Origin of the sequence: Bradyrhizobium iriomotense, assembly GCF_018130765.1 — a bacterium.
GTDB lineage: Bacteria > Pseudomonadota > Alphaproteobacteria > Rhizobiales > Xanthobacteraceae > Bradyrhizobium > Bradyrhizobium iriomotense_A.
This window is the reverse complement of record NZ_JAFCJZ010000006.1, coordinates 42981-65888: the sequence shown is the minus strand read 5'-3', so window position 1 is coordinate 65888 and position 22908 is coordinate 42981. Positions and strand designations below refer to the sequence as shown.

The window sequence follows — 22908 nt, the reverse complement described above, 5'->3', positions numbered from 1 at the left end:
CGCCGATCGTGATAGGATCATCGACATTCAGGTGCCGTCCTCAGCGATAAGGCAGCCACCATGTTATTTCGCTCCCCCTGGTCCACATCTGCGATCGACAAATTCGCCACCGGCAGTGCCGACCTGCTGATCCTGGTCGGCCGCATCCTGCTGGCCTGGGTCTTCGTCGGCAGCGCGTACGGCGCGTTGACCAACTTCACCGGCTCAGTCGGCTATTTCCGGTCGCTGAGCGTTCCCGCGCCCGTTCTGTTCACAACCTTCACCGTCGCGCTGGAAATCGTGATGTCGGCTTGTCTGATTCTCGGCGTTGGCACGCGCTACTGCGCAATCGTGATGTTTCTGTTCGTATTGTCGGCGACCGCGATCGGACACCGCTACTGGGAATATCCCGCCGGAGCGCAACAGATCGGGCAGTACAATCATTTCCTGAAGAACATCACGATCATGGGCGGCGCCCTGTTGATGTTTGTCACCGGGGCGGGCCGGTTCTCCCTCGACCGGAGGCTGACACGCTAGCAGTGTCGTTCGCTTCAGCCTCTTCCACGGTGTGCAGCCGATAACCTGCCGAACTTGCCTGCAATCGCGGCGCAAGCGTCTCCGCCACTCGCGGAGCTGCGAGTGCGCCGGGGCAACACGATGTGGCCTTGAAGGAAGGCCGTTACCGCATCACTTCGCTCTCAGCCTGAGAGCAACCTCGAGCAGATGGCCGAAGCGTTTCGAGAGCGGCTTCAAGCGCTCACCCATGATCCTGAAGAGAAGCATCAGCCACGTCGCCAGCGCGGCACACCACAACAGGCTTTCCAATGTCTCGGGCATAAAGGCCCCCTTTAAAACAACTACTTGAAATGCAAGCAGTGTCGCCGAATGGCCCCGGCGCGGCAAGCCCTCCAAAAAGTGGCAACTCGCCAAAACACTCGGAACGGCCGTCGCGATGACATGCTCGCCAAGACCCCGGCGACCGGGTGCGCGCCGGCGAGGCAGTGAATGAGCGGCAGTCGGCTACCGCTTCCAGCAACCCAGACGCTCTGATCCCTACCCCGCCATCACTCCGCCGCGCCTGATCAGCTCCTTCCCCAAGGCCGCCAGGTGCACCTGGTCCGGTCCGTCGCCGATGCGGATGAAGCGGGCGTAGACGTAGGCACGCGCGAGGAACGTGTCCTGCGAGACGCCGGCGGCGCCGTGGATCTGGATGGCGCGGTCGATAACGCGAGCGGCCATGCTGGGGACCACGATCTTGGCGGCGGCGATCAGGTCGCGCGCGGCCTTGCTGCCTTCGCGGTCCATCTTGTCGGCGGCTTGCAGCGTGAGCAGCCGCGCCTGCGCGATCTCGCAGAAGGAGTTTGCGATGTCCTCGCGCACCGAGCCTTGGTCTGCGAGCGGCTTGCCGAAGGCGACGCGCGAGACCGACCGCTGGCACATCAATTCCAGCGCGCGCTGGGCGCAGCCGATCAGCCGCATGCAATGGTGGATGCGGCCGGGGCCGAGCCGTCCTTGCGCGATCTCGAAGCCGCGGCCCTCGCCAAGCAGGATATTCTCGGCGGGCACGCGGACATTGTCGTAGACGATCTCGGGATGACCGACCGGGGCGTCGTCATAGCCGTAGGTGAGCATGTCGCGCACGATGCGCACACCTGGCGTCGCCTTCGGCACCAGGATCATGGATTGCTGGCGATGGCGGTCGGGATGCTCGGGCGCGGTCTTGCCCATCACGATCAGGATCTCGCAATCCTCGTTCATCGCGCCCGAGGTGAACCACTTTCGTCCGTTGATGACGTAATCGCCGCCGTCGCGTTTGATCTCGCACTGGATGTTGGTGGCATCGCTGGAGGCGACTTGCGGCTCCGTCATCGAGAAGCCGGAGCGGATGCGCCCTTCCAGCAGCGGCGTCAGCCAGCGATCCTGCTGCGCCTTGGTGCCGTAGTTGGCGAGAACCTCCATGTTGCCGACGTCGGGGGCCGAGCAGTTGAAGACCTCGGGCGCCCAGAGGATGCGGCCCATGATCTCCTTCACCGGCGCGTATTCGAGATTGGAGAGGCCCGGCCCATGCTCACCGGACAGGAACAGGTTCCACAGCCCCTGCTCGCGCGCCAGCCGTTTCAGGTCCTGCAGCACTTGCGGCGTCCTGTAGCGCGTCGCCTCCGGCTTGACCTGCTCGTAATAGAGCTCCTCGACCGGCTCGACATGGGTCCGCATGAACTGGCGGACGCGCTCCTGCAGCTCCAGCGAACGGGCGGAGTGTTGAAAGTCCATGGGGGTCCTCCTGTTCGTGCCGAGAAGCCGCCGCGACGAAAGTGCTTCTTCCCTTCTCCCCTTGCGGGAGAAGGTGGCGCGAAGCGCCGGATGAGGGGTATCTCTCCGCGAGTTCGGATGTAGAGACGACTCGCGGAGAGAGACCCCTCACCCGGCTCGCCGCTTTGCGGCGATCCACCCTCTCCCGCAAGGGGAGAGGGTGCACCGTCTCTGTGGCATTCGTCAGTATCGTAGGGTGGGCAAAGCGAAGCGTGCCCACGCGTCTGTTGCAATGTTGGATCGGTGGTGGGCACGGCGCAAGGGCGCCTTTGCCCACCCTACGATTCCGCGCTCGCGGCGAGAGCCCACTCACCGGTTCGCTCGCCCTCACGTCCCGCGCAAGAGCTCGCTCGCCACCACCCAGTCGTTGCCGTCAAACTGGAGCATGTAGCCGTCCTTGATCGGGCGGAAATCCTGCGGGGTTGTGTTCAGCGTAATGCCGGGCATCAGAAGCGACAGCGGCACGTTCTTCAGGTTGGCCGCCTGCGCCATGATGTTCTCGCGCGTCAGATTGTCCTTGCACTGCCTCAGCAGCACCACCAGCGCCTCGGCGACGGTGTAGCCGTAGAGGCCGGCGACGTTGTTGATGTCGGCGTTGGGCAGGCGCTTCTTCATGAAATCGATATAGGCCGTCATCGCCGGATCGTCCTTCGGCGCCTCGACGAACGGCTTGAGCGCGCCGAGCGACAGCACGCCCTTGCCGGCATCGAGGCCGGCCGGCGCCATCACGGTCGCCTTGTTGGCACAGCCCGAGGCAAGGAAGCGCGTCGGCTGCCAGCCGACCTCGTGGGCTTTCCGGATCGCCTGCGCGCAGGCACGCGGCGTCACCGAGTAGATCATGAAGACATCGGCCTTGGTGTTGGCGAGCGTCAGCACCTGGGAATCGACGGTGGGATCGGCGACCTCGAAGCTCGAGGCCATCGCGATCGCCTTGTCGGCGTCGGCGCCGAGCGCCTCCCTGACGCCGCGCAGATATTCCTTGCCGGCGTCGTCGTTCTGGTAGAGCACCGCAAAGCGCGCATTCGGGTTCTTGGCGCGGGCATAGGCGACGTCGATCGCGGCCTCGCTGGTGTAGTTCGGCGCCCACGGCAGCGCCATCGACCAGGGCATGTTGGCGGGATCGTTCCACTTCGAGGCCGAGCTGATCAAGAACAGCTGCGGCACCTTGTTGCTGTTGAGATACTTTGCAATCGCCGAGCTCGGCGCGGTGCCCATGGTGGCGAAGATGAAGGCGACGCCGTCGCCTTCGACGAGGCGCCGCGCGGCCTCCATTGTCTTGGGCGGCGAGAAGGCGTCGTCCAGCGAGATCAGATTGAGCTTGCGGCCGCCAACGCCGCCCTTCTCGTTGACCTCGTCGAAATAGGCCGCGATCACCCTTCCGGTGATGCTGAGCGGCGAGGCCGGCCCGCTATAGGGCATGGTGTTGCCGATCTTGATCTCGGTGTCGCTGACGCCGGGACCGTAGGATTTTTGCGCAGGTGCAGGCGTGGACAGGCAGGCGGCAGCCAAAGCTGCGGCCAGGGCCAAAGCGGCTCTCATGGTGTCTCCCCGATGATGATCGCCGCGCGACGAAGCGGCCGCGCTGCGTGCTGCTTTTTGTCAGCACGTCAGATCAGCGGAGTTCCGCAAGATGGTCTTGCGTCGAGTTGCTGATGGCTAGCCGCGCCGCTTCAGGCTGAAGCCGAGGCTGATCCAGCCGGCGCCGGCCATGATCAGGTCGATGCCGAGGAACAGGCCGAGGATGTAGACGCTGTTCACCGGCCAGCGCGCCACGATCAGGAGGCCGAGCAGCAGCGTGATGACGGCCGACAGCGCCACCCATACCCACGGACTCTCGCGCTTCATGCTAAAGGCGAGAAACAGCCTGACGGCGCCGGAGGCGATCAGCGAGGCGCCGAGAAACAGCGTCAGCAGGACGGCCGCGAACAGCGGGTTCTCGAAGGTCAGGAATCCCGCGATGACGTAGAGCACGCCAAGCAAGGCCCAGATCAGGAACTTGCCCCAGCTCTTCATCTGGAACGCGCCGATGATCTCCGTCACGCCGGCGACGATCATCATGGCGCCGACCACGATCACGCTCGCCACCGTCGCCATCACCATGCTGCCGAGCGCGACAAAGCCGGCGATGAGATAGACGACGCCGAGCGCGACGATCCAGCCCCATTTGGCATGCAGCGCCGTAATGCCGGCACCGAGGCTGTGAGACGTATCCGAAGCACTGGTCATGGCGGCCACTCCTGCATGCGGAGCCCGGGGGCACACGCCAGAATAGCACGCACCGTGCCGGGACGACAGCCAGCAGAGCACCGTCACCGGCAACAACATTGACGCAAATCAAGATCGAATGCGACGGGCCGCACAGTTCAGCCAGGTATGCCGAAGTAGAACGCGGCGCCCTTGCCGACCTCGGCACTGGCCCAGATGCGCCCGCCGTGGCGCTGCACAATGCGCGACGCGATCGACAGGCCGATCCCGGTGCCCTCGTATTGATCGGGATCGTGAAACCGCTGAAATGCCGCGAACAGCTTGTCGGCCTGCTGCACGTCGAAGCCGGCTCCATTGTCGCGCACGCAATAGATCCTTTCGCCGGCCTCGGTCCAGCCGATCACGGTGATCAGCGGTTTCTCGCGGGCGCGGGTGAACTTGAAGGCGTTGGACACCAGATTGACGAGGACCTGCCGCAGCATCGCCCGGTCGCCGACGCAATCGGGAATGTCGCCGACATTGACGACGACCTCGCGGCCCGCGTGCTGCCGGCGCAATTCGTCCACGACCTCGTGGACCAGTGCCCCGACCTCGACCGGGCCCTTCGACAGCGGTTGGCGGCCGAGCTTCGACAGCCGCAACAGCCCGTCGATCAGGCGCTGCATGTGCTCGCCGCTCGCCATGATCGCGCCGACCAGCTCCCGCGGCTGGTCCGGCCACTCCGCGGAATGGTCCTCGACCAATGTCTCTGCATATCCGACGATGACCGAGAGCGGACCGCGCAGATCGTGCGCGACGGAATAGGAGAATGCCTCGAGCTCGCGGTTCGCAGCTTCGAGCTCGAGCGTGCGCTCGCGCACACGCTGCGCCAACTCGGCGTTCTCGAGCCGAAGACGCCGCACCGCCAGCGCGCGCTCCAGCACGGGAATGACCACGCTGAGCCTGAACGGCTTGAGAATGTAATCGAGCGCGCCCGCCTTCATGGCCTCGACCGCGGTCGCGATGGTCCCATCGCCGGTCATGATGATGCCGACGAGGTCCGGATCGATCTCCTGCGCGGCCCGCAGCAGCTCGATGCCGCCCATGCCCGGCATCATCAGGTCGGCCAGCAACAGGTCACACCTGGTGCGCCGCAACTCCGCCAGGGCGGAAGGCCCATCCGAGAAGCCGACCGGCTCGTAATCCGCACCCGGCAGCGTGTCGCACAGCGCCTTCATCTGAGCCGCTTCATCGTCGACCACGAGAATGCGGGCCTTCGAGCCTGTCGTTGGCATCACACTCTATCCTGCCTCCGCTTCACGCGCCGCCGGGCCGCAGCATCGTACCAGCGTCTCGCGCAATTCGCGAAGCTTCGGCGGCTTGCTGAGGACGTAATCGACATGCGGCGGAATGTCGTCTTCGGCGGTGAGGCGCTTGCCCCAGCCGGTCAACATGATCACGGGCGTCGTGGACGACATGCCCTTGACCGCGCTCGCCACCTTGCGTCCGTCGACATTCGGCATGCCGAGATCGGTGATCACGGCCGCGAAGGTCTCGCCACGCTCGGTGGCGGCGCGGAACGCCTCGATTCCCGCCGCGCCGTCATTGGCCGTCACGATAACGTGCCCCTCCGCTTCCAGCGTGCTGCACAACGACCGGAGCAGCATCGGATCGTCGTCGACCAGCAGCAGCCGCAACCGCCCCGGCCTCGCCGGCTCGGGCATGTCCCGCGACGGCGCGCCGGACGGCGCTTCCGGCACCGGAAAGTTCAGCGAGACGATAGTCCCGCGGCCGACCGCGCTGTCGATGTCGATGTCGGCGTTGTGACGCCTGGCGACGCCATAGACCATGGCGAGGCCCAATCCGGTGCCGCGCTCTCCCTTCGTCGTAAAGAACGGCTCGAGGCAGCGCCGGCGGGTTTCCTCGTTCATGCCGACGCCGTCGTCGCCGACCTCGACCCGAACCTGGTCCTGGCCCTGACCCTGGCCGCCCGCGCCGCGCAGCACCTTCGTGCGCAGCGTCAGCGTGCCGCCGCCGGGCAGCGCATCGACGGCGTTGAAGATGAGATTGATCAATGCCTCGCGGATTTCGCTCTCGACGCCGGAAACCTCGGGTAATTGCCCGGCAAGCTCGCTGCGCAAATTGATCACGGTTCCGCGAATCTGCGGCATGTCGCTCCAGCGCGCCCGCGTCAGGTCTACGACTTGCTGCACCAGCTCGTTGAGCCGGACCGGCATCAGCGTCAGCTGCGGCTCGCGCTGGCGGTAGAATTCGCGCATGCGCGCGACCGTATGGGCGACGTCTTCGACCGCCCGCTGGATCGTCTCCAGATATTCACGCGTGCGCGCGCTGAGGTTCGGCTCCACCTCCAGCAGGGATTGCGTGTAGAGCGAAACCGGCGAGAGCGCATTGTTGATGTCGTGCGCGATGCCGCTGGCCATCTGCCCGAGGGCACGCAGCCGCTCCTGCTGCATCACCGCCTGCTGAGTCTGCCGCAGGTCCTCATAGGCCTGCTGAAGCGCGCCGTGGAGCTGCGCCTGATGAGCTGCGAGCGCGACATGCTCGCTGAGCTGCCGCAGGAACTCGCATTCGCCGCTGCTGAAGCTCTCCTTATCCTTCCGGGCCGCGACGAGGACGCCGAACACCCGGCTCTCCACCTGGAGCGGGGCCAGCACCATCGCACGCAACCCGCCGCGGGCAAGCCGCATCGGGAACGGAAACAGCGATCGCGTAATATCCGGCTCGTAGACGAGCTGGCCCAGCACGCACCGCGAAAGACCGTTCTCGTCGATGTCGATCCGCGAGCGCTCCGGCATCGCAAGCTCCAGCGCGAGCGCGCCGCTCTTGACCCCGACGCATTCCACCGTCAGCGCGTGATCGACCGTATCGTGAAAGCACAGGCAGGCGAAATCCACCGGCAACTGGTCCTCGAGACTGCGGATCACCACCTGGAAGATGCTCCTGAGGTCCTGCCGGTCGCCGATCGCACGGGTGATCTGGTGTAGCAGGCTCAACCGGGCGAGCTGGGCCTGGGCCTTCTGCTCGGCGTGCCGGCGCACGAGAATCTCGGATTCCAGGGCATAGTTGGCGGCTGCGAGCTCCGCCGTCCTCTCCTCGACCCGGACTTCCAGATTTTCGTTCAGGCGCGCGAGCTGGGCTTCCGCCCGCATGCGCTCCAGCATGTCCGATGAAGCCAACCGCATCATCGAGAGCAGCAGGACGAGGCGCCCCGCGACCTTGCCGAGGTGAGCGACCATCGCCTCGGTGTCGTGCGGTGCCTGCGAATACAGCATGGCGACATGGCCGACCAGAACGACGGCGCCCATCAGCGCCAGCGGCGCGAAGATGCGGTCCGCCTTGCGCAGCCGCCAGCATAGAATGCCGGTGAGCGCCCACAATGGCGGCGCCAGGATCAGCACCGGACGCGTGATCTCGAACAGGCCCGGCGGGCGATAGGGCGGAAGGCGCTGGAAGATCGCAACCAGCAGCACGGCGACGACCGCCATGAACAGCGCAAAGGCCGGCATTCCGCCCCGATCCCGTCGCGACGACCAGATCGCGGCGAGAATGCCGATCGCAAGGATGTGGGCCGCCGGCGGCCATGTCGCAGGCCGGAGAAATTCCCGCAACTGCATGAGGAACGCCAGCGCCCCCGACCATTCCACGATCACGAGGACATGGAGGAATTCCAGCACGAAGGTGACGCCGAAAGCGATGGCGAGCCGCTTGAGGAGCGACTGCTTGGTGCGGGCGCCCATGTCCCAGAACAGCAGTGCCAGCAGCGCCGTGATGAGCGCTATGCTGGTGTCGAGAACGGTGTGGAGTTCCGGATAGTCCCGATGTCCGGCCGCAAGCAGCGCCGCGCTGCCGACGCCGAAGGCCATCAGCACGCCGATGATGCTGAACGACGAATTCACGGTCCTGATCGCCGTGCCCATATCGCTACCGCGGGGAACATCGCCTCCACGGGGAGTGATGCAGAATCAAGGTCGGCAAGTTTTCCCCTTTTTTGGCGCCGCATGCAATCTATACGTGCGGGATGCGGAACCGAACGACGTTCCGGGCGTCCCGGATCCTGGCCGGAGAATACGGTGCATCATCCGCGCGAGCGCTCCATTTCGAGCTCGGCCTTGAGATTGTCGAGATCGCGATAAATTGAAGCGACCGCAAGCACGTGGCCGCCCTTGCGGTACTTCAGCAGGCAGTCCTTGCCGGAGATGCTGCCGTCGATAGCGACCTCGTCGAAGCTCTCGGCGTGACCGACATAGTTGATCGGGACGTCGTAATGCTGGGACCAGAAGAACGGCACTGCGTCGAAGCGTTCGCGCCTGCCGAGCATGTTGCGCGCCGCGGTCTGGCCCTGGCGCTCCGCCACCACCCAATGCTCGACGCGGATGGTATGCCGCGAATGCGGATCAGGCCAGCGCGCAATGTCGCCGGCGGCGAAGACGCCGGCGACACTGGTTTCGAGATATTCAGTCACGCTGACGCCGCGATCGGCGGCAAGGCCCGCCTGCTCGGCCAGCGCAATGCGCGGCCTGACGCCAATGCCGACCACGACCAGGTCCGCCTCGATGACGGCGCCGCTCTTCAGCGTGGCGCGGGTGCCGTCCAGCCTCTCCACAATGTCCTCGAGGTGGAACTTGACGCCGTTCTCTTCATGCAGCGTGCGAATGAAGTCGCCCATCTCGGACCCGAGCACCTTCTGCATCGGTCGCTCCTCCGGCGCAACCACGTGCACGTCGAGCTTGCGCGCCCGCAAGGACGCCGCAACTTCCAGGCCGATGAAGCTGGCACCGATCACCAGCGCGCGCTTCGCACTGCCGGCGGCCTTGATGATGGCGCGGCTGTCGGCGACGGAGCGCAAAATGTGGACGTGCGGCTGCTCCGCACCCGGGATCTGCAGCTTGACGGGTTCGGCGCCGGTCGCGAGCAGTAGCCGGTCGAACGGCAGGCTGTCGCCATTGCCGAGGGTCACGCTGCGGGCCCTTGGATCGATCGCCGCAACGTTCGTGCTGAGCCTGAGATCGATGCCGGCGCTCTGATAATAGTCCTCTCCCCGCAGCGGCAGCCAATCCTCCGGCGCGTTGCCAGCGAGATAATCCTTGGAGAGGTTAGGACGGTCGACCGGCATTGCGCCGTCATTGCTCAGCATGGTGATGGCGCCGGCAAAGCCTTCGCGCCGGAGCGTCTCGGCTGCGGCAAAGCCGGCGGCGCCGCCGCCGACGATGACGAATTTTTCGGATGTCGGCGCACTGCGGTACGCTGCCGACGGCTTCGGTGCTTCGCGCTTGCGCTGAACCAAAATCCTGTCCTGGTTCCGTGTCACTTCCCATACCGCCAGCGCATTCAACGCCGGCGGACGGGTGGCCTCGCCTGTGCGCAAGGAGAAGCAGGCGTGATGCCAGGGGCAGCGGATGGTGTCGCCGACCACGAGGCCCTCGGCGAGCGGACCGTGATAGTGGCTGCAGGCGGGCTCGATCGCAAAAATCTCGCCGCCGGCCTGCACCAGCAGAACCTCTTCGCTCCCAACATGGCCGAGCAGCTTGCCGTCCTTGAACTCGGTGAGCGATGCGCCCCTGGTCAGATCGGGCCCGCTTGGCTTCTTGTCCTCGCTCATGGTCACCTCCTGACAGCTTGACGCGCAACTCAGGAATTGGACGGCGGGACGAGCGAAAAGTTCCCGCGATCGCGAAAATCAGGATCCGGCCGCCTCGCGCACGTCGATCACGGCCTGCGCCCATTCGGCCGGCCGCTCCTGCGGCAAATTATGGCCGGCGCCGGCGAACACGCGCCGCTCGAAGAAGCCCTCGAACTTGCGCGCATGGTGCGCGGTGCCGGGATTGACGCCGTCGCTGTCGCCGTCGATCGCGATGGTCGGGACCCGGATCGCGGGTTGCGCGGCGAGCCTGGCCTCGATCGCGGCATAGGCGGGATCGCCTTCAACCAGCGCGTAACGATGACGATAGGAGTGGATCACGACATCGACGAAATCAGGATTGTCGAAGGACACAGCGCTGGTCTCGAACGTCGCATCGTCGAAGGTCCATGTCGGCGACCACATTGCCCAGAGCTGGCGGGCGAAGCCGCGCCGGTTACGTTCCAGCGCGCGGCGGCCGCGCTCGGCGTGGAAGAGATATTGATACCAGAGCGCCGCCTCCTCCGGCGGCGAGGCCGGCTCCATGGATCGGGCGATGTTCTGGATGTTGTAGGAATTGCCGGAGACGAGCCCGACGACGCGCTCGGGATACAATGCAGAGACCACGCAGGCCGCGCGGCCGCCCCAGTCGTAGCCGCCGACGATTGCGCGCTCGATGTGAAGCGTATCCATGAAGGCCAGGAGATCGGCGCCCAGAGCGGCCTGCTCGCCGGAGCGCAGCGTTGCAGCGGAGCGGAAACGTGTCGGCCCATAGCCACGCAGCCAGGGCACCAGCACGCGTGCGCCTGCTTGCGCGAGCAGCGGCGCAGCCGCGGCATAGGCGTTCACGTCATAGGGAAAGCCGTGGCCCATGATGCAGGGCCAGCCATCGGGCGCGCCGTGGTCGAGATAGGCGATGTCGAGGACATCCGTGGTGATGGTTTTTTGTTGCATGGTTTGCTCACGGATATGGGCGGTCGTAGCCCGGATGAGCGAAGCGACATCAGGGATGTGGCGCGGCCGGCCCCGGATATCGCTGCGCTCATCCGGGCTACGTGGGCCTCACCTACTTCTGCGGACCTGACAGCGAGATCTCGCGTTCGGCGCGGAACACGTTGCTGTAGAGATTGGCGATCCACTGCCGGCCGATCTCGGTCTTGTTGAGATAGCCGATCTCGGTCTGGATGTACGGTGCGACGCTGTTCCAGTAGAATTGTGGGTAGCGGTTCACGATGTCGGCGGGCGAGTCGTAGCCGAGCTGCCGGTTCATGCCGACTTCCTCGAACTCGTAGTAGAGCGCGTTGGCCTTGCGCAGATAGTTGGGATCGCCGAGCTGGCCGATGAAATCGGCGGCGCGCAGGATCGAGGCGTCCTCGTCGTAGTCCTGGCCCTCGCGTGCCGGAAAACGCGTTCCCTCGATGGCGCGGGCAATGCGCTCGCTGTCGAGACCGGCGACCGGCTGGAGCCGCTGCTCTACGTAAAGCTTCGACCGATCAACGTGATACATCATGAGACTGGCATCCGATGCACCGCGCGGCAAAGAGACCTTGGTCCCGGCCGCATCGATCAAGAAGCCGTCCTCGTCATCCTCCTCGAACAGGCCACGGACATAGCCGATGTCGTGGGCGAGGCAGGCGACCAGGATGTGGGTGTAATCTTCTGCCGAGAGGTGCGCATGCAGATGGCGGCCCTGGAGGATCGCCTGGCCCGCCAGCGTCACCAGCATGGTATGCTCGATATTGTGGTAGAGCGCGTCACTGTTGCCAATGCACTCAAGTGCTGTGCGCGTCGCCCCCTCAACAATCCTTGCAGAGTCCTCGTCGTACCTGCGACGCATGAACGAGCCCAGCAACCTCTCCAGGGATTCAGCCGCCAGTCTCGGTAACGTCATCATGGATGCAGCCCCGCTTGTCGGTGGTGTCCCACGCCAGCTCCCGACGTTCCATTGTTGTCCTCGACGCGAGGGCCAGCATAGCCCATCTTGGGCCGAGTGACCAAATCCCGGATCCCAATTACGTAAATTATGTTTGCTCTTGTGCCTTGCGAGATCGTGGTTGCGGTCGCGGCGCGATGCAGCCGGGCCGACCCGTCGGGTTGGGCCCGGCGCAGGCGCGGAAATCAAATTCGCTTTATCGGACGCGGACGACAGGCCGGCGCAATGGACCGCAGCCTGGCGCATGCGCCTGCATCGTCTTCGCGGCCGGGACGGGAGGCCGCCGTCACTCCACCAGCAGCACGTCGACGGCGACGCCAAGCTTCTGCTTTGGCGAACCGACGATGATGCCGTCGACCGGCGAGACGTCGGAGAAGTCGCGTGCCACCGCGAGCACGATATGGTCGTTCGCGACCAGAAGGTCGTTGGTCGGGTCAAAATCGACCCAGCCCAGCTCCGTCCCGCACCACAGCGAGACCCAGGCATGGGTGGCGTCGGCGCCCTGCAGGCGCGGCTGGCCCGGCGGCGGGATGGTACGCAAGTAACCGCTGACATAGGCCGCTGGCAGACCGAGCCCACGCAGGCCTGCGATCATCACATGGGCAAAGTCCTGGCAGACGCCATGGCGCTTGTCGAAGACCTCGTTCAGCGGCGTCGAGATCACGGTGGCCTTGGGGTCGTAGCGAAACTGGTTGCGAATGCGATGCATGAGATCGACCGCGCCCTTGAGGATGCCCTCGCCGGGCGGAAAGCTTTCCGCCGCGTAGGCGCTGACCGGGCGCAGCACCGGCACCAGCGGGCTGGCGAAGACATAGCCGACCGGTGAAGACGGCCCGAGGCTGGTCGCCTCAAACGCGAAGTCGCGAATGCTCTCCCAGGTCGGACTGGAGGCATCGCGCGCCGGCGGCCGGCGCGAGATAGAAACCCGCGAGCGCGAGTCGATGCGCAGATTGCGATGCGCGGCCTCGATCACCACACTCTCGGTCAGCGTGCCGAAGAAGTCGCGACGAACGTTACGCTCGGAGGGGCGCGGACGGATCTCGACCTGGTGCGAGATCAATTCCTGGCCGTTGCCGCTTCTGGGCTCCAGCCGCAGCGTACAGCGGGCGAAGCTGACCGGACTTTCGTATTCGTAGGTCGTGACGTGACGGATGTCGTAGATCACGCCAGCCCCGTCAGCTTTTCCGGGCGGCTGGCGTTCGGGCCGTGCGGGAAATAATGCAGCCCGATCGCCTCGGCGAGGCTAAGCAGATCCTGCTCCAGCGCGAACAGCGTCTTGACCTCGAGCTTCTCGGCCTCGGCCGTCGCCAGCATGGCCTGCACCGCCACCGCAAGCCGCTGCGGCTGCTCGATCAGGCCGTGCTCCTTCAGGCTCGGCAACGCCGCGATATGCTCGTTCAGCGTCGCCACCTGGAACGCCACCGAACGCGGATTGAAGCCGTCGAGCACCGCGAGGTCGCGCACCGGAGCCAGGATCGGCGCCAGCAAATAGCGCGAGCGGTAGGTGATCTGGGAATCCACCAGCGTCAGCAGGATGTCGAGATCCTCGTCGCCGGCCTCGTCATATGCAAATTGACGTGCAAAGCGCGTGGTGTTGATGGCGCGCTCGGTGCGGCGGCCGATATCAAGGAAGCGCCAGCCGGCGGCGCGGTTCATGTTCTCCTGCGCAAGGCCCGCGAAGCTTGCCAGCTCCTGCAGGGTCAGCTCGGCGGCGCTGAGCACGCTGTCGTCGTCCTCGACCTCGTAAGCGAGCCGTTCGGCCATCTCGGTGATGACCTGCCAGGCGTCCGGCGACAAGCGCTCGCGCAAGGACGTCGCGGTGCGCTGGGCCGCGCGCACCAGCGACAGTGCCGAGCCGAAGCGTTCCGGACTCTGCAACGCTTCGGCGACGATGCGCCCGGGTGCCGCGCGCGAGGTCTGCGAGATCGCACCCCAGGCCACCAGCAGGCGCTGGATGCGTTCGGCCGATTGCAGCGAGGCCGCGGTGCCTTTGTTGGGGCCGCTGGGCGAACCCAGCGCGCGCACGAGGCGCAGTGTCGCCTCGGCGCGTTCGAGATAGCGGCCGAGCCAGAACAAATTGTCCGCGGCGCGGCTCGGCAGCACGCCGGCGATGCGGCGGATGCGGACCTTGTCGGTCGCCGGCAAGAGCGTCGCGGTCGAGACCTGCTTGTCGGAGACGACCCAGACGTCGGCGGCGCGGGCGCCGTCGCCCATCGACACCGCGCGCGCATCGGCTTGCTCTGCGATCCGGCAGAAGCCGCCGGGCATGATGACCCAGCCGTCGGGCGTCGCAGCCGCGAACACGCGCAGCACGAAGGGACGCGGCGTGATCTGGCCATGCTCCCACACCGGCATGGTCGACAGCCGCACCACCTCCTGGCCGACATAGTCCATGCCGCGCGCGCTGATGGCGTCGATCAGGCGCTGACGTCCGGATGCGTCGAGCTCGCTCGCGAGCACCGGGCCATTGCTGTCGAAGCCGGGCACGCCGCGGCGATAGGCGCCCTCGATCGCGACCTCGTCGAGCCGCGACAGCACTTCGTCGCGCGCGCTGCGCTGGCCGCACCACCAGGTCGCAATGTGCGGCATCTTCAGCTCTTCGCCGAGCAGGCGGCGACTCAGTGCCGGCAGGAAGCCGAGCAGCGCCCGCGCCTCCAAGACGCCGGAGCCCGGCATGTTGGCGACGACGACGCCGTCCTTGCGCAGCACGTCGATCAGGCCAGGCACCCCCAGCCGCGAGGAGGCATCGAGCTCGAGCGGATCGAGCGAGTTGGAATCGACACGGCGCAAGAGCACATCGAGCCGCTTCAGGCCGGCGACGGTGCGGATGTGGACGCGATTGTCGCTGACGGCGAGATCGTCGCCCTCGACCAGGAGGAAGCCGAGATAGCGCGCCAGCGTAGCATGCTCGAAATAGGTCTCGCTGAAGCTGCCTGGCGTCAGCACGCCGATGCGCGGCTCGTCACGATCGGCGCGCGCGCGCAGACTGTCGCGGAACGCCTCGAAGAACGGCGCGACGCGCGGCACGTTCATGGACTTGTAGAGATCGGAGAAGGCGCGCGAGAGCACGAGGCGATTTTCCAGCGCATAGCCCGCGCCCGAGGGCGCCTGGGTGCGGTCGCCGAGCACCCACCAGCGGCCGTCGGGACCGCGGCCGACATCGGCGGCATAGATCGAGAGGTAGCGCCCGCCGGGCGGCGGCACGCCGCAGACGGGACGGAGATATTCGGGGCTTCCGGCGATCGCGGCCGCGGGCAGCGCGCCTTCGGCGACCAGCCGACCCTCGCCATAGATGTCGCGCAGCACCAGTTCGAGCAGCTCGGCGCGCTGGGTGATGCCGGCGCAGAGCTGCTGCCAGTCGGCCTCGTCGATCAGCAGCGGCAGATGGCTCAACGACCACGGCCGGTCGGCGCTGTCGCCGGGGGCGCGGTAGGTGACGCCGGCCTCGCGGAGGTGACGGTCGGCCATGCCGAAGCGCCGCTCGATCTCGTCGGGCGCGAGCGCGCCGAAGGCGTCGAAGAAGCGGCTCCAGACCGCGCGCGGGGCACCGTCGGGCCCAAGGAACTCGTCGGGGATGCCGGGCAGGCGGCTATAGTCGCGGACCCATTGCGCGATCCGCTGCTGGGCTAGTGCCCTGCCCGCCTGGTCGTTGTCTTCGGCTGCGCCCTCGCCCATGGGCCTTTCCCTCTCCCACCATCATACTCATTGCAGGAGCGGGGTCCGCAAGTCGAGGGTCAGCGGAAATTCATTTGTGCGTTCCTCGGGTGGCGGCTGCATCGGACCCGGGGTATGGCCGTGGTCCTGGAAGCGCGCCAACCGCCGCGCCTCGGCCTCGTAGGTGTTGACCGGCTTGGTGTCATAGTTGCGCCCGCCGGGATGGGCAACGTGATAGACGCAGCCGCCGAGCGAGCGGCCGTTCCAGGTGTCGATCAGGTCGAAGGTCAAGGGCGCGTGGACGGGGATGGTCGGGTGCAGGCCGGAGGCCGGCTGCCAGGCCTTGAAGCGGACGCCGGCCACCGCCTCGGCCGAGCGGCCGGTCGAGGTCATCGGCAGGCGCCGGCCGTTGCAGGTGACGACGTGACGGCCCTCGACGAAGCCTTCCGCCTTGACCTGGAGCCGTTCGACCGACGAGTCGACATAGCGCACGGTGCCGCCCGCCGAGCCCTCCTCGCCCAGCACGTGCCACGGCTCCAGCGCCTGCCGCAGCTCCAGCGTCACCCCGCCATGATGGACGCGGCCGAAAGCGGGGAAACGGAATTCCAGCTGGGCCAGATACCATTCCGGCTCGAACGGATAGCCGAACTGCTTGAGCTCGGTGAGCACGTCGAGAAAGTCTTCCCAGATGAAATGCGGCAGCATGAAGCGGTCGTGCAGCGCGGTGCCCCAGCGCACGAACTTGCCCTGTTGCGGCTCGCGCCACATCTTCGCGATCAGCGCGCGGATCAGGAGCTGCTGCGCCAGCGACATGCGCGGATCCGGCGGCATTTCGAGCGCGCGGAATTCGACGAGGCCGAGACGTCCGGTCGGTCCCTCCGGCGAATAGAGCTTGTCGATGCAAATCTCGGCGCGGTGGGTATTGCCGGTGATATCGACGAGCAGATGCCGGAACAGCCGGTCCACCAGCCACAGCGGTGTCTGGTAGCCGGGCGGCGGCACGTGCGAGAGCGCGATCTCGAGCTCATAGATGCTGTCGTGACGGGCCTCGTCGATGCGCGGCGCCTGGCTGGTCGGGCCGATGAACAGGCCGGAGAAGAAGTAGGACAGCGAGGGATGCCGCTGCCAGTACAAGACCAGACTCTTGAGCAGATCGGGCCGGCGCAGGAACGGCGAGTCCTGCGGTGAGGAGCCGCCGACCACGACGTGGTTGCCGCCGCCGGTACCGGTGTGGCGGCCGTCGACCAGAAAACGGTTGGCGCCGAGGCGCACTTTCGCCGCGTCCTCATAGAGGCCGGAGGTGATCTCGACGGCATCGCGCCAGCTCCTGGCCGGCTGGATGTTGATCTCGATGACTCCAGGATCGGGCGTCACCTTGATGACCTCGATGCGCGGATCGAACGGCGGCGGATAGCCTTCGACATGGACCTGGAGCTGCATCTCCTCGGCCGTGGCTTCGAGCGCCGCGACCAGCTCGAGATAATCCTCGATACGCTCGACCGGCGGCATGAACGCGCAGATCACGCCGTCGCGGATTTCGATCGACATCGCGGTCCGGACGGGGACCGACGTGTTGAGCTTCTCGGGCGCTTCCCGAGGCGGCGATTTCGGGCGCGCCGGGGGCGTGAACACCGGCAGCTTGCCGCGCGCCTCCATCGGGTCCTGCTCGATGATGTAGGGATATTGATTGGGCGGCACGTAGCCGAGCGAGCCGATCGGCAAACGCAGGCCGAGCGGTGAATCGCCCGGCATCAAAAACAGATGATTGCGCCGGAGCGGCCAGCGTTCGCTGCGCCAGCGCGGCGGCGCATTCCAGCGCTGGATCGGCAGCACGAAGCCGCGCGGCGTGTTCAGGCCCTCGTCGAACACCCGCGCCATCCGGGCGCGCGCCTCGGGATCGGACAGTTTGGAATCGGAGGGATCGACGTTGATCGGAAGCTCGGCTTCCTTCTGCAGCCAATAGGCCGGGTCTTCATAGGCCGGCATGATGTAGCCGTGGTCGAGGCCGAGCCGCGCGGCGGTGCCTTCCATGAAGGCCTCGGCATCCCTGACCTCGGGCCGCCGCGGATTTTCGATCTTGGCGATGAGGTCGGCGTTCTTCCAGATCGGCAAGCCGTCCTTGCGCCAGTAGAGGCCGAAGGCCCAGCGCGGCAGGCTCTCGCCCGGATACCATTTGCCCTGACCGTAATGCAGAAGGCCGCCGGGTGCAAAGCGCGTGCGCAGGCGGCGGATCAGATCGTCGGCGAGCGTGCGCTTGGTGGGGCCAACGGCCTCCGTGTTCCACTCGCCTGCCTCGAGATCGTCGACCGAGACGAAGGTCGGCTCGCCGCCCATGGTGAGCCGCACGTCCTGCGCGGCGAGATCGCCGTCGACCTGCTCGCCGAGATCGTTGAGCCGCGCCCAGGATTCATCGGAGAACGGCTTTGTGATGCGCGGCGCCTCGCGGATGCGCTTGACGCTCATGTCGAAGGCGAACTCGACCTCGGCAAAGCCGGCACCGCCTGAGATCGGCGCGGCCGAGCGATAATGCGGCGTGGCCGCGACCGGGATGTGCCCCTCGCCCGCCAGCATGCCGGAGGTCGCGTCGAACCCGATCCAGCCCGCGCCCGGAAGGTAGACCTCGGCCCAGGCGTGCAGATCCGTAAAATCGTTCTCGACCTCGGGCGGCCCCTCGATCGGATCGATGTCGGGACGGATCTGGATCAGGTAGCCGGAGACGAAACGGGCGGCGAGCCCGAGATGACGCAGCGTCTGGATCAGGAGCCAGGCGGAGTCGCGGCATGAGCCGGCGCCGGAGGAGAGTGTCTCCTCCGGCGTCTGGACGCCGGGCTCCATGCGGATGATGTAGCGGACGTGCTTCTGAAGCTCGCGATTGAGATCGACCAGGAAGTTGACGGTGTTCGGGGCTTCATGCGGGATCGTGTCGAGAAATTTCGCGAACAGGCGGTCGGGCTTGATCGTCTCGAGATAGGGCGCAAGCTCCGTCTTCAGGTCCTTCGGATAGTCGAACGGAAAGCTGTCGGCATAGGGCTCGACGAAGAAGTCGAACGGGTTGACCGTGGTCATCTGCGCCGTGAAGTCGACCTCGAATTTCAGCTCGGTGGTCTTCTCCGGAAAGACGTAGCGGGCGAGCCAGTTGCCTTGCGGGTCCTGCTGCCAGTTCACGAAGTGATTTGATGGCGTGACCTTGAGCGAATAGCTCAGGACCGGCGTGCGCGTGTGCGGCGCCGGCCGCAGGCGGATGGTCTGCGGGCCAAGATCGATCGGGCGGTCGTATTTGTAGTGCGTGACGTGGTGTAATGCGACGTAGATCGACACGGGGTGCGGTGCTCCAGCAGCTTTTTTGAGCAGAACACCTGACGTCAATGCGATCAAGCACTAACAACGGGCAGAGGGTGCCTAGGAAGTATCCCGTGATCCCGGCTTTGTCGGGACGATGACGGAGATTATGGCTCCGCCGCTCTTTCCCCACACGTCGTCCCGGACGAGCAGAGCTCCCGGCTACGCGCAGCGTTGCCCGGAGCGGAGCGCGGATCCGGGACCCATAACCACAGGAAGTCGTTTGACGAAGGCTGGCAATTGTCAGCTCGCACCCAACCACCGCCGGTGGTTATGGGTCCCGGATCGGCGCGCGCCTTGGGGCGCGCTTGTCCGGGACGACGGCGGTGGGTGGCGCAGCGTTACGCCGCCGAGGTCAGCCGCTGCAAGAACTGCGTCACCTCGCGGCGGAGAGTCTCGACTTCGCCGTGGACGCGCTCGGAGGCGCTGTTGACGCGGCTGGCGACGCGGCCGGTGTCGGCCGCGGCATCGCTGATGCCTGTGACGTTGGAGGAGACCTGCGAGGTGCCGGCCGAGGCTTCCTGGACGTTGTGGGCGATCTCGCGGGTGGCAAGACCCTGCTGCTCGATCGAGGTCGCGATCGAGGCGGTGATGCCGTTGATCTCGGCGATGGTCTGCGCGATGGCCTCGACGGCCGCGACCGAATTGGTGGTCGATTGCTGCATCTCGCCGACCTTGGCACTGATCTCTTCAGTGGCCTTCGCGGTCTGGTTGGCAAGGCTCTTGACCTCGGAGGCCACCACCGCAAAGCCGCGGCCGGCGTCCCCCGCCCGCGCCGCCTCGATGGTGGCGTTGAGCGCGAGCAGGTTGGTCTGCGAGGCGATCTCGCTGATCAGCTTGACGACGTCGCCGATCCGCATGGCCGCGTCCGCCAGGTTACGGATCTCGCTGCCGGCGCGATTGGCTTCGTTCACCGCCCGTCCCGTGCTCGTGGTCGAGCCGGCCACCTGGCGGCTGATCTCGGCGATCGACGATGCGAGTTGCTCCGCAGCGCTGGCGACGGTGGCGACGTTGCGCGAGGCCTGGTCGGACGCGCTGAGCACGCCGGAGGTCTGCCGGCTGGTCTTCTCGGCCGCCGATGCCATCTGGCCGGCGTCGGATTCGAGGTCGGTGGCGGCGGTCATCAGCGTGCCGGCAACCTGGTCGAGATGCGTGCCGAACTGCTTTGCTAGGCTGGCGACCTCAACCACACGGCGCCCCAAACTGTCGGTGCCGGAATTGATGACGGTGGCCGAACGGCGGAACGAGCCGGGCAGCCCGCGCGCGAGGATCTTGCGGAAATACTTGCCGCGGCTGGCATACTCCATCGATGCGGAAGCTTCGCGCTGGAAGGCATCGGTGATGTCGAGCATGTCGTTGACGGATTTCTGGATCGCTCCGATCCGCCCGGCCTGCCGCTCACTGAGGATGCGCGCCTCGAGATCGCCATGCGCCGCCATGCGGCAGACGTCGGCGACCTCATCGACGGCCACCGCCGTGCGATGCTGGCACCAGGCGGCATAGCCGAGCAGCACGACCGTCGTGCCGAGCAAAAGGGCGCTGGCTATACCGGTCACACCGAGAAGCGAGAGAACGAATGCAACGACGGCAAGACCACACGCGAGCGCGGTCGCTCCCTGCGCCTTAGAGAGAGAGCACAAATTCATCGTAACCGACACCCTGTTGCTTGAGCAGCCCGACCATGGCCTCGAAGCTCGCATGCATGCCGTCCTTGGCATTGGCATGCCGCGCTTCTTCCGCGCACAGCGTCTTGTAGATCGGCTTGATGCGCTCGATCTGCGCCGGGTCGGGCTTGCGACGGTTGGAGTGATAGCCGACGATGTTGCCGCGTTCGTCGAACGTCGGCGTGACGTGGGCGAACACCCAGTAATGGCTGCCGTCCTTCGCCAGATTGACGACGTAGGCGAAGATCTCCTGCTTGGACTGCAGCGTATCCCAGAGCAGCTTGAAGACGGCGCGCGGCATGTCGGGATGGCGGATCAGGCTGTGGGGCGCGCCCATCAGCTCGGCGTAGGAGTATTTCGCCATGCGGATGAAGACGTCGTTGGCGTAGGTGATGCGGCCCTTGAGATCGGTCTTGGACACGATCAGCTCCTCTTCGCCAAGGAGGTTTTCCACGCCAGTTGGCCGTATCGCACGCGTCATCGTTGACGAATCCTGTCGAAGGGCAGCGCCCTCGAAGGGTAGCCCGCATCAACTCACGATTACGGTACGAAATGTTAATCCCGAGTGACCGCGGGGACTCCCGCGGTCATATGACACCTACGTATGACTACGTAGGTGTCCGCGTCCTGCAGCGAGGTGCATCAGCACCGTTACATCGTCGCGCCCAGCACCCAGGGTGCGAACTCGGCGCCGCCGAAATCGAAGCTTTCGCTCTTGGTCGACTGGCCCGAGGCGGTCTTGAGGATGAGATCGAAGATGCGCTGGCCGCATTGCTCGACGCTCTCCTCGCCCTCGAGGATGGTGCCGCAATTGACGTCCATGTCCTCTTCCATGCGCTTGTACATGGGCGTGTTGGTGGCGAGCTTGATCGAGGGCGCGGGCTTGCAGCCGAACACGCTGCCGCGGCCCGTGGTGAAGCACACGAGGTTGGCGCCGCCGGCGACCTGCCCGGTCGCCGCGACGGGGTCGTAACCGGGCGTGTCCATGAACACGAAGCCGCGCTTGGTCACCGGCTCGGCGTAGCGCAGCACCTCGACGAGGTTGGTGGTGCCGGCCTTGGCCATCGCGCCGAGCGACTTCTCCAGGATGGTGGTGAGACCGCCGGCCTTGTTGCCCGGGCTCGGATTGGCGTTCATCTCGGCGCCTTCGCGCTCGGTGTACTCGTCCCACCAGCGCATGAGGTCGACCAGCTTCTCACCAACCTCGCGGCTGACGGCGCGGCGGGTCAAGAGATGCTCGGCGCCATAGGTCTCCGGCGTCTCCGACAGGATCACGGTGCCGCCGTGACGGACGACGAGATCGCTGGCGGCGCCCAGCGCAGGATTGGCCGAGACGCCGGAATAGCCGTCGGAGCCGCCACATTGCAGCGCCACGGTCAATTCGCTCGCCGGCACCGTCTCGCGCTTGACCTTGTTGGCATCGGCGAGCGCCTCGCGCACGAAGGCGATGCCTGCTTCGACCGTCTTGCGGGTGCCGCCGACCTCCTGGATGTCCATTGCGCGCAGGCGGCCGGCGAGCTTCTGCTCTTCCATCAGGCCGCCGATCTGGTTCACCTCGCAGCCGAGGCCGAGCACGATGACGTGGGAGAAATTGACGTGCCGCGCATAGCCGCCGAGCGTGCGGCGAAGCAAGGCCAGCGGCTCGTTCTGCGTCATGCCGCAGCCGGTCTTGTGGGTCAGCGCGACCACGCCGTCGACGTTGGGGAAATCGGCCAGCGGATTGTCGCCGGTGAAGGGATTCTTCTTGAAGACGTCGGCGACGAGGCTTGCGACATGCGCGCTGCAATTCACCGAGGTGAGGATGCCGATATAGTTGCGCGTGGCGACGCGGCCGTCCGGGCGGCGGATGCCTTCGAACGTCGCGGGCAGATCGAAGTTCGGCGTCGGCTTGACGTCGGCGCAATAGGCGTAGTCCTTGGCGAAGTCGCCCATGCCGCAATTCTGCACGTGCACGTGCTGGCCCGGCGCGATCGGAATGGTCGCAAAGCCGATGATCTGGCCATAGCGGATCACCGGCTCACCGACGGCGATCGGCTTGATCGCGATCTTGTGGCCGGAGGGAATGCGGTCGACCGTGGTCACGCCGTCGGCCACCACCGTTCCCGGCGGCAGGCTCGCGCGCGCGATCACCACGCCATCATCGGGATGCAGGCGGATGACGGGGCTGATGGTCATGGGAGTCTCCTTGGGTCTCTTACTTCACCTCT

16 protein-coding genes are annotated in these 22908 nt (G+C 66.0%); 1 reads left to right on the top strand and 15 read right to left on the bottom strand.

The genetic code is table 11. From position 1 onward, the window contains the following. Window positions 1-60: 60 nt before the first annotated feature. Window positions 61-516 carry a DoxX family protein gene (locus JQ635_RS13110; RefSeq protein ID WP_211410286.1) on the top strand — a complete coding sequence of 152 codons (456 nt, stop codon included), beginning with the start codon at window positions 61-63 and terminating at the stop codon, window positions 514-516. Window positions 517-666: 150 nt separating this feature from the next. Here the strand turns inward: JQ635_RS13110 and JQ635_RS13105 are convergent, their stop codons facing one another. The 15 genes from JQ635_RS13105 to JQ635_RS13035 all read right to left on the bottom strand — a co-directional run bounded on the left by JQ635_RS13105 (window position 667) and on the right by JQ635_RS13035 (window position 22876). Continuing rightward, on the bottom strand, window positions 667-816 hold the full coding sequence (locus tag JQ635_RS13105; RefSeq protein ID WP_211410285.1) for a hypothetical protein: 150 nt from the start codon (window positions 814-816) through the stop codon (window positions 667-669). A gap of 216 nt (window positions 817-1032) precedes the next feature. Further along, window positions 1033-2250, bottom strand: a complete 1218-nt coding sequence (locus JQ635_RS13100) for an acyl-CoA dehydrogenase family protein (protein WP_211410284.1) — start codon at window positions 2248-2250, stop codon at window positions 1033-1035. Window positions 2251-2616: 366 nt separating this feature from the next. Continuing rightward, window positions 2617-3828, bottom strand: coding sequence for an ABC transporter substrate-binding protein (locus JQ635_RS13095; protein WP_211410283.1), 1212 nt, complete (start codon window positions 3826-3828; stop codon window positions 2617-2619). 117 nt (window positions 3829-3945) lie between these two features. Next, window positions 3946-4515, bottom strand: coding sequence for an HdeD family acid-resistance protein (locus tag JQ635_RS13090; RefSeq protein WP_211410282.1), 570 nt, complete (start codon window positions 4513-4515; stop codon window positions 3946-3948). Window positions 4516-4652: 137 nt separating this feature from the next. Then, window positions 4653-5768, bottom strand: coding sequence for a sensor histidine kinase (locus tag JQ635_RS13085; RefSeq protein ID WP_211410281.1), 1116 nt, complete (start codon window positions 5766-5768; stop codon window positions 4653-4655). Window positions 5769-5774: 6 nt separating this feature from the next. Then, entirely contained in the window at window positions 5775-8390 is a 2616-nt protein-coding gene (locus tag JQ635_RS13080) for an ATP-binding protein (protein ID WP_211410280.1), read from the bottom strand. Window positions 8391-8569: 179 nt separating this feature from the next. Beyond that, window positions 8570-10093 (bottom strand): FAD-dependent oxidoreductase, encoded by a 1524-nt coding sequence (locus JQ635_RS13075; RefSeq protein WP_211410279.1) that lies wholly within the window; start codon window positions 10091-10093, stop codon window positions 8570-8572. Window positions 10094-10171: 78 nt separating this feature from the next. Beyond that, window positions 10172-11065: an alpha/beta fold hydrolase gene (locus JQ635_RS13070; protein ID WP_211410278.1), complete on the bottom strand. Its 894-nt coding sequence runs from the start codon at window positions 11063-11065 to the stop codon at window positions 10172-10174. Between the two features lie 112 nt (window positions 11066-11177). Next, the gene (locus tag JQ635_RS13065) at window positions 11178-12005 is read right to left on the bottom strand and encodes a metal-dependent phosphohydrolase (protein WP_211410277.1); all 828 of its coding nucleotides are present in this window, start codon (window positions 12003-12005) and stop codon (window positions 11178-11180) included. A 325-nt stretch (window positions 12006-12330) separates the two neighbouring features. Then, on the bottom strand, window positions 12331-13209 hold the full coding sequence (locus JQ635_RS13060) for a transglutaminase family protein (protein ID WP_211410276.1): 879 nt from the start codon (window positions 13207-13209) through the stop codon (window positions 12331-12333). Then, complete coding sequence (locus JQ635_RS13055; protein WP_211410275.1) at window positions 13206-15719, bottom strand: circularly permuted type 2 ATP-grasp protein; 2514 nt, start codon at window positions 15717-15719, stop codon at window positions 13206-13208. The genes JQ635_RS13060 and JQ635_RS13055 overlap by 4 nt, the downstream gene beginning before the upstream one ends. Before the next feature lie 27 nt (window positions 15720-15746). Then, on the bottom strand, window positions 15747-19016 hold the full coding sequence (locus JQ635_RS13050; RefSeq protein WP_211410274.1) for a DUF2126 domain-containing protein: 3270 nt from the start codon (window positions 19014-19016) through the stop codon (window positions 15747-15749). 362 nt (window positions 19017-19378) lie between these two features. Next, a complete protein-coding gene (locus JQ635_RS13045) occupies window positions 19379-20683 on the bottom strand; it encodes a methyl-accepting chemotaxis protein (protein WP_211410273.1) in 1305 nt (434 codons plus the stop codon). Next, window positions 20661-21182, bottom strand: a complete 522-nt coding sequence (locus JQ635_RS13040) for a PAS domain-containing protein (RefSeq protein WP_211410272.1) — start codon at window positions 21180-21182, stop codon at window positions 20661-20663. Before JQ635_RS13040 ends, JQ635_RS13045 begins: the two co-directional genes overlap by 23 nt. Window positions 21183-21352: 170 nt before the next feature. Then, window positions 21353-22876 carry a UxaA family hydrolase gene (locus JQ635_RS13035; protein WP_211410271.1) on the bottom strand — a complete coding sequence of 508 codons (1524 nt, stop codon included), beginning with the start codon at window positions 22874-22876 and terminating at the stop codon, window positions 21353-21355. Window positions 22877-22908 lie beyond the last annotated feature (32 nt).